Origin of the sequence: Tenacibaculum sp. 190130A14a (assembly GCF_964048965.1) — a bacterium.
In the GTDB taxonomy this organism is placed as follows: Bacteria; Bacteroidota; Bacteroidia; order Flavobacteriales; family Flavobacteriaceae; genus Polaribacter; species Polaribacter polynesiense.
In genome coordinates this window covers 1,697,748-1,711,705 of sequence record NZ_OZ040189.1, presented here as the reverse complement: position 1 = coordinate 1,711,705, position 13,958 = coordinate 1,697,748, and the positions used below count along the sequence as shown (strand labels likewise).

Sequence of the window (13,958 nt, the reverse complement as noted above, 5' to 3'; positions counted from 1 at the left end):
ATCCAACTACATAAGATTATAAATAGATTTTATTCCCTATTGAGATTCCAAACATTATCTGTTTTATTTTTTTCTATTAACTTATACATCGGATCAATCGATATCACACTAGGTTTTTTATCTAAAAAGATTTCAAACATTGTCTCTTCTTGACTAATTTTATGCTGCTTAAAATAGTTTGTCTTTCCCTCTTCATCATTTATTTCGACATCTATCCAATCATTCAAAGGTACCAACTCTTTATTTCCTAATTCATTTATGTGTGATTTTTGCATTTCAATCAACAATTCCACTTTATAAGAACTATCAGAAAGCTCTTCTAAGCTTGCTTCAGAAATTCTAGTAGTATACGTAGTTGTAGTTTCGAATAAATCAGTAATAACCTGTTGGAATTCATCAGGAGTAACAGTTCTAAAATACCCTATTAAATCTTTGCTTGTTGCATATCTTTCAGGTTTTATTGGATTGTTAAAAGATTTCCAATCATTTATAAAGTTTCTCAATGCTAAATTGACCTTATCTTCACCTATATAATCCTGCAAAGCATACATTGCTAAAGCTCCTTTATCATAGTAAAGATAATCTTGATTCTCTACCAATACTAAAGGTACTTCCATATTCTTATCTTGTAGCTTCCCATTAAAATAGTTTTCAGAACATAATTTTAAAAATTGTCTGGTCTTTCCTTTTCCATATCTCTTTTCAAAAACCATAATTGCAGAATATTGTGCTAAAGTTTCCAAAATCATTGATTGCCCTTTCACATTTGCCGCCTCTATTTGCAGTCCCCACCATTGATGCGCCATTTCATGAGCTGTTACATAAAAAGCCATATCCACATCTTTTTCATCATTAATATCTAAAATAAACCCTAGGGCTTCTGAAAAAGGTATTGTGTTGGGAAATGATTGCGCAAATTTTCGATAACGTGGAAATTCCATAATACGCATTTGTTGGTATTGATAGGCTCCAAAATGCACAGTAAAATAGGACAAAGAATGTTTCATTCCTTCCATCATTCTAGCCAAATTGTACTCATGTCCTTTATGATAATAAATTTCTAAATCTACATTATCTTCTTCTTCTTTAGCTTGCCAAGTATCCTTTAACACCTCATATTCTGCTGATACTATTCCATAAAAATTAATAATCGGTTTTTCTGTCCTGTAGTGAAAATAATTACGATTATTCTCTTCCCATCTTCTAATTAGATTTCCAGGCACAATGGTACTTTGATTTGCAGAAGTGTTCAAGGTAATATCTAAACGAACACCTTTAGAGTCGCTTCCTGTTCTAGCGTTTACCAATTCATTTGGGTTATCAATGTTCTTTTTATAAACACGATTTGCTAAATTGAACTTCTTGCGATCATCTATATGACGTAATTCATATTTATTGTTATATCCAAATGTTGGTAATACTTTGTTATTAAAAAAGGTGCCATTATGTAGTATTTCTGTAGTAGAACCACCCTCTTCAAAGCCTTTGGGAGCAAATAGTTGTTTGAAATACATTTTAATACTCTCTCCGGGCTCTAATGGTTTACTTAGTTGATAAATAGTATAATCATACTCGGCATAAGTGTTGTTCTTTATTGTTTCTACATTAAAAACAACCTCCTCTAACTTTACCTGTGAATCTATTCGTTTTTGTACATGAACTTCCTTAATAGATTCTGAGTGTAAATTGGTGATAACATAATAACCACTAGCTTCATAAGAACGTTTTTCAGGGTATAAATCAATATTTAAATAAACATCGGTAATTTTAGGTTGTGGTAAATATTCATATTTCTTTAATGCATTCTCATAACCAGCTCTAAACTCTAATTCATGGTCGTTTGTCCAATACTCATTTAGAATATTTGTATTATAAAAAATATAGCTCCCAACAAATATCACACCTAAAGCAATGGCTAGTGTGAATTTCCTGAAGGAGTTACTGAATTGTTGCCCTCGAATTTTCCATCTTTTTAACAAACTAGTTTCCGTACCTCTTACACTAATTATCGAAGAAAAAACTAATAAGAGTACCCCTAATAATGTCCAGTATAACTTCACCCATAAATAAGGTTTTAGAAAATGACCGTACCCGTTCATATCTGAATAAGCTCCAATAGGATTTCCTCCAAATTTATACAGACTATGTGTATAACCAAAGAACTCTAAAACCAAACTGATTGCAAAAAAGAATACCATTGCTATTATACCAACATATTTATTGTTTATAATCGCCTGTAAAAAGAAGGAGATAAAAGTATACAATGCCAAAAAAGGGAATAACTCAAGAAAAAAGCCATAGCAATAAACCTCTAATTCAAAATTATAATATCCATTCCATGTTTGAAATAGCACTCCTGTTCCTATTAACACAAACATTAAGAGGGCATAAATTAATAATAAGCTTAGGTATTTTGACACCAAATTAAGGAAGTTAGAAATTGGTAGCGCGTCATAAATTAAGTTTAAATGAACGCTTCGTTCTTTCCAAAATAATTCTGCAGAATAAAAAAGAAGGATAATTAGAAAAAAATAAAGCGCCATTTCTCTTAATTCTTCGACAATTAAATAAGTAGTAGGATAACTATCCACACCATAACTTGTACCTAAACTAACAGAATTCACTAAAATGATAATCATTCCACAAATTGCAATGGCTTTGAAAGAGGTTTCTTTGATAATTGCTTTAAAATGGAATAATGTATGTTCAACCAACTGGATACACCATGCTAACATTCCATATTCTTTGGTGGCTTTTAGAATTTTAATATCTTCATATGTTTTATTCTGTTCTGTTTCATAGTTTAATTGTTTCCTTTTTTGTTTTCTCGTTTTAGTTTGAATAATGGAAAAACTAAACTTATAATATCCTATACCTAGTATTACTGCAGCAATTGACATCCAAAGTAATTTGTTATACAAAAGAAAACCACTAATAGAAACTAACTGAGTGTTCTTTTGAATTGCTGACCAAAACTTTGTATCTTCATTTAATGTATTCAGTGAAAAGGGATCTAAAAGGGCTTGAATTGAGCTATTTTCAATACTGTTTATCAACACAAACAAAACAAAAAACACCAATCCTTGTGTATATACTACAATTAGTTTTTTGCTTAGGGCACCTGTAACAAAAAAGAGAGCGCTTCCTAAGAAAACAATAGGTAACCCTATAAAAATAAAAGCTTGTAAATACGCCATAAAATTAAATGGCAGCATTTCTTCAGGCTTATGCCAGGGCAAAAACTCTCCGACACACATTCCTAACAAAACTCCACTAAAAACAAATAAAAGAATAACGAATGCTCCTAAAAAACGACCTACTAAATAATCTCTTTTTGTTATAGGGTTGGAGTATAATAAAGAAGCTATATCATATTCAAAATCACGTAATACAGTTACTCCCATTATCATTGAACTGATAAACATGGATATACCACAAATTACCCCCATAGTTTTAGCAATGAGTATAGGTGCGTTCTTTTTAACCTGCCCAAGGTCAACACCACTAAAGACAAAATCTATTCCTATAGTAGAAAACACCCATAAAAAAATAAAGAATATATAAGTATCTGGACGTTTTAATCGATATTCTAATTCAAATTTAAATACTTCGTACCACATCTTTTTAACTTGTTTAATTTTTAAAATATTTGTGAGAAATACACGTCTTCTAATTGGGCTTCAATAGGAATAAAATCACTTCCAGGATTTGTTTCACTTAAAACATGTATAATGGGTTTTCCTAAAAACAATTTTTCACTCAATACCCTGTATGCTTTTCTATATAGTGTCAATTCTTTTTTATGAATCGTTTTTTGATATATTTTCCCTTTTATATCTTCAATAAGTTTTAAAGGATTCCCTTCAAGAAGAACATTTCCTTTATTTATAATGGCCATTTTGGTACATAATTCTTTTACATCATCTACAATATGAGTTGAAAGAATAACAGCTGTATTTTCTCCTAATTCACTTAATAAGTTGTAGAATCTATTTCTCTCCATCGGATCTAAGCCAGCAGTAGGCTCATCTACTATCAGTAATTTAGGACTATTGAGTAATGCTTGAGCAATACCAAAACGTTGCTTCATCCCTCCAGAAAAGCCTCCTAATTTCTGCTTTCTTACATCATATAGATTCACTTTATGTAATAATGCATCTACTAAATCATTACGTTCTCCTCTATTAATGATTCCTTTTAATGCTGCTAAGTGATTTAACAATACTTCGGCAGATATTTTTGGATATAATCCAAATTGTTGTGGTAGATATCCCAGTACTTTTCTAAGATTATTTTTTTGTTCTAACACATTTATTTCTCCTAAAGTAATGCTTCCTTCATCTGCTTCTTGTAATGTAGCAATGGTTCGCATTAACGATGATTTACCTGCTCCATTTGGTCCCAATAAACCAAACATGCCTACTGGTACTTCAAGTGAAACATTTTGCAACGCTTTTACGCCATTCGTATAGGTTTTTGACAAATTGGAAATGATAAGACTGCTCATAATTGTTTTAATTTTTCATCAAACATATATGACCCTCTTCGTCTCTTCTAATAGTTGGGATAGACATAGTATTTTGTAATGCAGAATAATCAAAAAACGAGATAAAATAGTTCATCACAGATTTATAGCAATTAATCCCTAAAACATCTGTTTCTATCAACTTATTTGTTCTATATTCTTTTTTGAATTATAATTGAAGATGATTTCTAAAATAATTAATAAACTCCCTAAAATTCCCAAACGAGGTTACTCAATATTCTTAATCTTATTCGGGGTGATTATTGTTGCTTTTAATGATGAGTTCGGAGGGAAACAACCTTATATGACTATTGCATTATGCTACTTTTTAAGTTTAATAGTGCTCTTTCTATACTGGGTTTTCAAACAAATTAAAATGATTATTTCATTGAAAACTGAAAATAAAAAAGCTGAGTTATTACATTTAAAAAATCAGGTAAACCCACACTTTTTTTTTAATACGCTAAATAATTTATACGGCTTAGTAGATGAGGACACTGAAAAGACTAAAACACTTATCCTTAAATTATCTGATATGATGAGCTATAGTATTTACAGAGGTGACAATGATTATGTAACTATAGAAGAAGAAGTAATTTTCTTAGAACATTATATTGAACTTCATGAAATACGTTATTATAAAAATATAGATATTACATTTGATGTAGAAATTATAGATGAAGGAATTAAGGTTACACCACTTTTGTTTATTAATTTATTGGAAAATGCGTTTAAACACGGAATAGAAAATTTAAGAAATGATGCCTATATAAAGGCTAAACTTAAAGTGAGCTCAACTGTTATTTATTTTGAAATTGAAAACAACTTTGATCCTGAAGAAATTAATAGCCATTCTGGAATTGGGTTAAAAAATTTACAACGTAGATTGGAGCTGATATATCCCAAAAAACATCAGCTTAGTTTTACGGAATTAAAAAATATCTACAAAGCAACACTAACCATATATCTAACATGATCAAATACTTAATTATAGATGATGAACAAATGTCCCATAAAATTATTAAGGGCTATTGTGATATGCTTCCTTATATGCAACTTTCAAAACAGTGTTATGATGCTATTGAAGCACTAGAATATTTGAGTAAGCATACTGTAGATTTAGTTTTTTTAGATTTAAACATGCCCAAATTAAAAGGTTTTGATTTTTTAAAAACCCTAACATCTCCACCCAAAGTTATAGTTACTACAGCTTATAGGGAATATGCATTAGAAGGTTATGAGTTAAACGTAATTGATTATTTACTAAAACCCTTTGGCTTTGAGCGTTTTTTAAAAGCTGTAAATAAAGCAGTAAAACCCAATGAAAAAATACAATCTTCTATTGAAACATCTAAAAGTGAACTGAAACGAACCTTATTTTTACGTTCTAATAAAAAACATGTTCAAATAGCTATTGATACTATTCTATTTCTTGAGTCTGATGGTAATTATACCAAAGTTTTTACTACAAGTAATATTATAACTGTTCGAGAAAAAGTTTCTGAATTACTGGAATCAATCGCTCATGATGATTTTGTTCAAGTACATCGTTCTTTTGCTGTCTATAAAAAGTATATTGAAAGTATTGAAGGAAATAGAATTTTCATAGGAAAACATATTATCCCAATAGGTAGTAGTTATAAAAATCGAATAGAGGAGCTGTTAAAATAAGGATTAAAAAAACAAAAGTCAGCTATTTATAGCTGACTTTTTTAATAAACAAACTTATTGACTGCTTTGTTAAAAACCACCCCCTGGAGGTTCTGGTTCTGGGCTCTGAGCTTGGGCCCTTTGTGGGTTTAAAATCATATAAGTCCCTAAGGCGGTTAATGCTGTATACTTACCATACTTCCCTAACTTTTCTAAGGCTTCTTTTCTTGTGATTTTATTTTCTTGACTTGTCGTATTTTGTGTTTTCATCGATGCTTATTTTTTTTAGAATTACCTTCTTATTTATTACTCCAATAGTACTCTTTACATTCACTACATAAACTCCTGTTTCTACCGTTGGTAAAGCAATACTATTCTTTCCGCTTCCTGTAAATTCTCCTTGATATACCAACGATCCTAAAGTGTTGTATAATGCTACTTCAAAACGCTCTCCTTGAATACCTTCTACAAATAATGTTTGGTTCGCTGTATAAAGCTTGATATCTTCTGAAGTCACTTCTGGAATAATTACTTCTACTTTGCTGTGTAAATAAAATCTTCCTATTCCATTTTCTGATTGTGATAGCGTTACTTGATAAGATTCTTTGGTTAAGTCAATATACTTCTCTAATAACCTATCTTCTAAATACACCTCAGCTCCTTCTGGTAAAGAAGTACTTTCTGCACTAATGATAATAGATGTTCCTGCTGCTGCTTTAACTCCTACGGGAATAACAACAGTTTCATTGGTTTCTGTTGGTAAAGATTGATAAGTAAAGTTCTTTTCTGATGAACCATCTAATAGTCGGGTGTAAATATCTAAACCTGCTCCATCAAAGTTTCCTACATCATATCCTGCATCTAATCCTTTAGTTGCATTGCTTCTATAACTAATGCTAGTGTTTACTTTTATACTTTTAGAAGCTATTGATAATTCTATAGAAGGTACACTTGCTGTTCTACTAAAAGTACCTCCTGTAGCGGGTTGTACCTTTCTTTGAGCTTGTTTAAATGATACTGCACTGATTCCACTAGTAGTTTTTACAAAGAATCCTTGTCCGGGTGCTAATGAACTTTCTCCACTTGCCAATGTTTTAGCTACATACTTGTTTTGAGTATTGTCCCAAACATAGGCTCCTACATAAGTCGGATCAAAACTAGCTAGGTTATCATTGATAAAGTTCGTTCCTGAGTTTTCATTAATTGGTAAGAAAGCTGTGTATGGATTTCCTACTGCATTCCATTGAGAGGCTGTTACTGTATGGTTTACATCAATCGTTGCTACAGTCCCTGTAAATGTAACAGCTCCATTGCTTGCTCTTGAAATAGCATAACTTCTTCCTTGTTCAAAAGTAATACTGTTAGAGGCCAAATCATCAACCGTATAATACACCCATTTATTTCCTGCTGTTCTACTATCATCATAGTATCCTACCGCATACCTATTAGGAGTTACTGTAGTGTTTACTCGAATATTATTCGATGCGTTTTCAACAAAGTCTTTTACACTTTGACCAGAGACTGGAGCGGTTACAATGCTCCATTTGTTGGCTACTAAACCTCCACGCTCATAGCTTACTTGTCCTGTAGCAGTTCCTTTTACAATCAAACTAGCACTATTTGCTGCTGTTGATGTCATGGTAAAAGTTCCGTTGTTGTCTAAATTACCATCTACTTGTACTCCTCCATTTTCATTGATTTCAAAAGAAGAAAGTGATGCTACTGTTAAATCGTTGATTTGAACTGAACTTCCTATTACTGGAGTCGTTGCTACATTTGGTATTACTACATTATCTGTGGTTGTTGGTAGCGCTCCTCCACCCCAATTGCCTGTAACTGTCCAATTAGAATCTACTGTTCCTAACCAAGATACTCCAGCTACAACAACTGCTCCTGTTGAATCAAAAGAATCGCCTGTTAATTGTACTCCAGGATGATTCGTACAGTCTGGAAATCCAAATGTAGTTGGTCCACAAGCAGTGAAAAATTGATCCAAATACACTGCTCCTGTTTCAAATGCTACATTTGGTGTTTCATTTATATCAGTATACTTGATTTTTATACTAAATAAGTGTTTTGGTGTTGTGGTTACATTATTCGCCGTAATGGTTCCACTACTTACTCCTTGCTGGAAAGAAGTAGATACTCTTGATGTTGTATTATCGTTTACAATAAAATCTTTGTAAGCAGGAAAACCATAAACTTCTCCTAAAATACTTCCTGATGGCTGCAAGTATTGAAAGTTACCACTTGTATGAATATTACTTCCAAAAGCTGCTGTATTGTAGGTAAAATAAACTTGACCTGAACCTAATTTAAAATCTGTATCTGAAGCTATATAAATATCGGCTTCATAAAAATCATCGATTCCATCATTCGTATTTCGAGCATTTTCAAAGGTAAATGTTATGTTTTGCCCGAAACACAACGGTGTTATCAGAATTAATACTAATAATTGTATTTTTTTTATCATGTTAAACTGTTTTATTGATAAACTTCAGCTCCTTGTATCCCTTAAAATTATACTACTATATAACCAAGAAGCTTCTGTTTATCTTTGGGGTTATTGGGGTTATTGAATTTTTTGAATGTTTATAATCCGCATAGTCATTCCATTAAATGACCGCTCTATCTTTACTCGAGATAACCAAAACACCGATCTTTTGTAAAAGATTGGGAAATAGGAAAACTTCTTAACTTCATGCCGTACCTTGAAGGTATTTCTTCTTTTAAATATTTTCATCTGTTAAACGTTTATTGCGTTATTTAAAATTGATTCCCTTTACCTATGTTAGGGTTTATTAGGTCATTGATATCTGTATTTTGTACCTGACCGTTCATATCTGTATCTGTATTTTTATACCCAGAGCTACCCAAAAATTGAATTACATTGTTTATATCTGAGTTTTGAACTTGTCCATTACGATCTATATCTCCTGAGGGAATTGCATATTTGTTATTTGCTAATTGTACAAACGCATTACCTCCTCCCTTTGTTAAAGAGGTATCACTTGTAAAATCAAATGTTTGTGAAGATTTTGATAAAGTAATGGTTGAATTTGTTTGTATTGTTAAATGATTTCTGTGAGAAATGGTCAAATAATAACTTCCTTCAGGTACAATCAATTTTAAACTAGTACTGTTTGTTGTAGGATCTAGAACAGCTCCATTTCTTTGAACCAAAAAAGAGTACGTACTAACTACAGTATTTATGTCTGATCCATCTAATAATGTAACTTCCAACCAATCTACAATTGCTGTTTCTCCCGATGTTAAAAAAATGGCATCATCACAGGTTATTGAGTTATTATAAGGACTAATTACAGGAACATTATTTGTTAGTCTCAAGTCATCTCTCATTAAATCCTCTTCTCCCGAATTAGGATGAATCCCTGCTCCTTCTAAAAAGGTTTTTATAGTTAATTGAACTGTGCATCCGTTCACTATGTCTTCAAAACTGTTATAGTTTCCTCCATCAGCATATAAAGAAATATAAGTGGGCTTTGTACCGTTTAAAGCATAGTTTACAATTCCGCAAACATTACTGGTATTAGGTATATATAAAGACCAATAACTAACATTTACATTTTGTAAAGAGCTTAGGTTAACTGTTTGTAGGTTTTCTTCAGCTAAGTAAATGTCTACAGAAGCAATATTTGCAGCATTTATCGATTTTAAATTTTGCAAGCCATCAACTTCTAATAGCCCATTCCCTGAAATATTTATCCTGTCAATGTTTGTTAGCGATTCAAATCCGTCTAAGGAAGTTAATGCGGAATTATCTAGTAGTAATACATATCCAATACTTGTAATATTCGGAAATCCATTCATGCTAGTTAATCCTGTATTTCGAATCGTTAAATTATCTAGATTGGTAAGGTTTTGAATTCCATCTAACGAATTAAATGCTGAACAGTTTTGAATACTTAAAGAGCTCATGGTAGTAAATGAATTCAAGCCATTTAAAGTATTCATCGCATCACTATTTTTTAAGTCAATTGTATCTGTTGCATTCTTTTTTAAACCATTGAAACCTGTTAAGCTATCACAGTTATCAATTGTGATACTTTTAATCGTATTTGAGTTTGATAAACCGGTTAAATTTTCGAGAGCCCCTGCATCCGTAATTGAAATATCATTCAAAGAAACTACATTATCAAGTCCTGTTAAATTGGTTATATTATTACAGGTATCAATAGTTAAATCATTTAAAGAAATTACATTTTCTGCACCTGATAAATCTATTAGAGAAAGGTATTTTAAAGAGAATAAAGATGTAACACTTGTAAGATTTGTAATTCCAGATAAAGATGCTAATGCACTACAAGTTTCAATTTCAAAAGTTGTGATTGTTTGAAGATTACTTAAACCATTTAGATTTGTAATGGTATTCAACCCTCTTAATTTTAACCTTGGTAAATTACTAACATTAGGAAAGTAGTTTAAGTCTACCAATGCTGTTAAATCTGAAAATAAAACCTCATCAACACTTGTGATGTTCTCTAGCCCTTGTAAAGAAGTAATAATTGAATTACTTTGAACAATTAATCGATTGACATTGGTTAATTTATTAAGATCTTTAAGGTCCGTTATTTTAGGTTCTGCAATGGTAAGGTTTTTTACTCCTGTTAAATTGTGTAATCCCTGTAAATTCATCAAATTGTTATAGCCAACAGTAATGTCAAAATCAACATTAGCGAGATAACTAAAAACACTCATATCTGTTAAGGCGTAATTTGAAGTTACCTTGATTGATGAAACGGTTGACACATTTCCAATACCATCAATTGTGGTTATAGCATCATTTCCTGATATTGTTAATCCATTTCCTATGGTTGTTAAGTTAGAGAGCGATGTTAAACTAGTTAAATTATCATTGTTATTTATTGATAAAGAACTGCCAATAGTTTCAAGGCCTTGTAAACCACTTAAGTTGGTAAGGCTTGTACTAGAAATCGATAATAAACCTGTAACACTTTTGATTTTATTATTTAATCCAGAGATGTCTGTTACGGAAGTACTAGAGATTACTAAGTTTCCGGTAATTGAGGTACAATCAGGATAGTTTTTGATAAAATCGTTTACTGCCGTTTGAGAAGTAAGATATACAGATCCTGAAGGACATTGGGCCATGAGGGGATGCCCAATGTTCAGAAACATCATAGAAACAAACATGAAAAGTTTCCATGAAAATAGTTTTGTAGTAGATTTATGATAAACCATGAGGATTAGGGGTTAGTTGTTAAAATTGCTGTCCTTTACCAATATTAGTATTCAAAATATTATTGATATCTGCATTTTGAACCTGTCCATTCATATCAAAGTCAGCTTTATTATAACCAGAAATTCCTAACAATTGAATTACCGCATTTGTATCGGTATTTTGGATTTGACCATTTTCATCAAAATCTCCAGAAATCATGGCGTAAATTCCATTCCCCATGTCTACCAGAGAGTTGATTCCTCCAAAAACTGAAGCAGTAGAATTACTCAGATTTACTATTACTGAAGAATCTGTATTTAAAGCAACAGTAGATGTACTTATAATTCCTAAATGATTTCTATGGTTTACAGCTATGTAATAACTATCTGAAGACAAATTGAATTTTAAAACTGATACTCCATCAACATCAACAACATCTCCATCGGCTTGTAATAATGCTGATTGACTCGCAAGAATAACAGCTTTATCATTTTTATCATGCAATGTTATCCAAATCCAATCGACAATTGCATTGCTACCAGTAGTATCAAAAACTGAAGAATTACAAGCTAATCCATCAGCATATGGACTTGTTGTAGGCAACAAATTATTAGCTCGTAAACTATCATCCATTGTAGTTCCAGAAGTCATTAAAGGACCTTGTAAAAACACTACTGGAGCAAGTTTAATCTTTAAAACGATTGTTTCTTGCTGAAAACCTTGAGTTAAGGTATTACTAGCATTTGAACTAGTGGCAACTACTAATTCTCCTATGGTAAAACCTAAGCTAGCATTTGCCGTGCTTAAAGTTGTTCCGCTTGATCCAATTACAGTTCGTTCTATTGTTTGAGAAGACAAAGAAGAAGTAATTAGCAATGATATCATGAATAAAAACTGTTTCATATTCTGATTATCTTTTACCAATAATTTGTAAAACAGTTATAGCATCAGTTTTAGCATCACCTCCAGAACTTCTAACTAAGTATTCTACTTTTCCTTGAGCGAGAGAAGTAATTTGTGCATTTCGAGTTTTCGAAGTAGAAGCAACGCAAGTAATAGTTACTGAAGGAATACTTGAAAAGTGATTCGAATAATTTACGGTGTATATGTTTCCACTTAAAGAAGCTGTAATACCAGATGAGCTGGTAACATTAGAATTTAGTGTTCCATCAGTATCTACAATTACAGAAATAATTTCTACATTATTTGCCGCTCCTGCCGCTCTTAAATCATCACCGTCTTCGTCAATAATTACATTTCCATCAGTAGATATATTTTCATCAACTTTTAGTTCTCCTTTTACTTGTAATAAATCATTATCAAACTCTCCATAAATTAAATCCCTGATATGTAATTGATTAGAGAATGTTCCACCTGCTCCTGCTGCCGTTCCTATCAATACATTAGAATCTCCGTTTAAATTATATCCAGCAAAGTATCCAATAACAACATTACTATCTCCAGATTGAGCACCTTCTGCCGCTTGATATCCAATAATTACATTTCTTCTATCAAGATTTGAAAGATTACTTGTATTGTCATAAGTACCAAAAATTTGGTTTTCAGATGGTGATGTTAATATTCCATTTAGCTGAAAATTTCCTCCTAAAGTTAAATCTCCTGAGGTAGTTATATTTCCTGTGTTATCAATTTGTAATCCTTCGTTTCCACCATCATTAGATAACCAGTTATTATTTAATAATGCGTTACCTCCTAAAGTTAAAGTTCCAGAAGAAGTTACGTTACCATTAGTATCGAACTGTAAACCTTCGTCACCACCATCATTGTTAATCCAATTATCAGCTAATTTTATATTACCCGTAAGTTCTATAGTTCCATTATCTAAAATCTTAATTCCTTCATCGTCTCCATCATTAGATAACCAGTTGTCATTTAACTGCACATTACCTCCTAAAGAAATTTTACCAGAAGTGGTTACATTCCCGCTTGTATCAAATTGGATACCTTTATTGTCAGTACCATCGCCATTAATCCAATGCGTGTCAAGATTAATATTACTACCTAAGAACAATTTGTGTGATGTAGTTACTCTTCCTCCAGAATTTACTAGTAATCCTTCATCATCACCATCATTAGAAATCCAGAAACCTCCTGTTTGGAAATTTTTCGTTGCTGTATGATTTCCTAAATCATCTCCATTTTCAACATATTTCGCTTGTAGTGCGTATGGAACACTTAATAACTGTGTAGTTCCCATACTTACATAAGTTGTTCCTCCAGCAACATCAATACTTACTTCAATAAAGTAACTGTGAGCAGACCAATCAATACTTGAAAAATCATCGGTAGTTGTTCCTTGGCCAACCACTAAATTAAAAACTCCATATGCGTTTGTTGTTGGTGTATGTGTCTCTGTAAATACAACCGTTCCTACTGCTGTAGTTTGATGTAATTTAAACTGTACTCCTATTGCGGTATTTGCTATTATATCTCCTGAAGCATCTCTAACAACAGACTGATAGTTAAATCCTTCTGGAGTTTGAGCATAAGAAACTAAAGAGAAGAGAGTTAAAAATAAAAAAGTACCTAATTTTTTCATGTTTATTGAATTAAAATTGC

At 31.8% G+C, this 13,958-nt stretch carries 9 protein-coding genes; 2 read left to right on the top strand and 7 right to left on the bottom strand.

Translation table 11 applies throughout. The features are described from left to right. Nucleotides 1–29: 29 nt before the first annotated feature. Together ABNT22_RS08365 and ABNT22_RS08360 are read right to left on the bottom strand one after the other, a co-directional pair. Entirely contained in the window at nt 30–3,620 is a 3,591-nt protein-coding gene (locus ABNT22_RS08365; protein ID WP_348714275.1) for an ABC transporter permease/M1 family aminopeptidase, read from the bottom strand. Nucleotides 3,621–3,640: 20 nt separating this feature from the next. Next, nucleotides 3,641–4,507, bottom strand: a complete 867-nt coding sequence (locus tag ABNT22_RS08360; protein WP_348714276.1) for an ABC transporter ATP-binding protein — start codon at nt 4,505–4,507, stop codon at nt 3,641–3,643. 394 nt (nt 4,508–4,901) lie between these two features. On the opposite strand from ABNT22_RS08360, the gene ABNT22_RS08355 reads away from it, so the two are divergent. After that, nucleotides 4,902–5,501, top strand: a complete 600-nt coding sequence (locus tag ABNT22_RS08355) for a sensor histidine kinase (RefSeq protein WP_348714277.1) — start codon at nt 4,902–4,904, stop codon at nt 5,499–5,501. Then, nucleotides 5,498–6,196, top strand: coding sequence for a response regulator transcription factor (locus ABNT22_RS08350; RefSeq protein WP_348714278.1), 699 nt, complete (start codon nt 5,498–5,500; stop codon nt 6,194–6,196). Before ABNT22_RS08355 ends, ABNT22_RS08350 begins: the two co-directional genes overlap by 4 nt. Nucleotides 6,197–6,265: 69 nt before the next feature. On the opposite strand, the gene ABNT22_RS08345 is transcribed toward ABNT22_RS08350, so the two are convergent. The 5 genes from ABNT22_RS08345 to ABNT22_RS08325 all read right to left on the bottom strand — a co-directional run bounded on the left by ABNT22_RS08345 (nt 6,266) and on the right by ABNT22_RS08325 (nt 13,938). Further along, complete coding sequence (locus tag ABNT22_RS08345; protein WP_348714279.1) at nt 6,266–6,445, bottom strand: hypothetical protein; 180 nt, start codon at nt 6,443–6,445, stop codon at nt 6,266–6,268. Further along, a complete protein-coding gene (locus ABNT22_RS08340; protein WP_348727288.1) occupies nt 6,411–8,648 on the bottom strand; it encodes a T9SS type A sorting domain-containing protein in 2,238 nt (745 codons plus the stop codon). Before ABNT22_RS08340 ends, ABNT22_RS08345 begins: the two co-directional genes overlap by 35 nt. A 293-nt stretch (nt 8,649–8,941) precedes the next feature. Beyond that, a complete protein-coding gene (locus ABNT22_RS08335) occupies nt 8,942–11,398 on the bottom strand; it encodes a hypothetical protein (protein ID WP_348718813.1) in 2,457 nt (818 codons plus the stop codon). Between the two features lie 19 nt (nt 11,399–11,417). Further along, nucleotides 11,418–12,281, bottom strand: a complete 864-nt coding sequence (locus tag ABNT22_RS08330) for a hypothetical protein (RefSeq protein WP_348718814.1) — start codon at nt 12,279–12,281, stop codon at nt 11,418–11,420. 7 nt (nt 12,282–12,288) lie between these two features. Then, nucleotides 12,289–13,938, bottom strand: coding sequence for a hypothetical protein (locus tag ABNT22_RS08325; RefSeq protein ID WP_348718815.1), 1,650 nt, complete (start codon nt 13,936–13,938; stop codon nt 12,289–12,291). Nucleotides 13,939–13,958 lie beyond the last annotated feature (20 nt).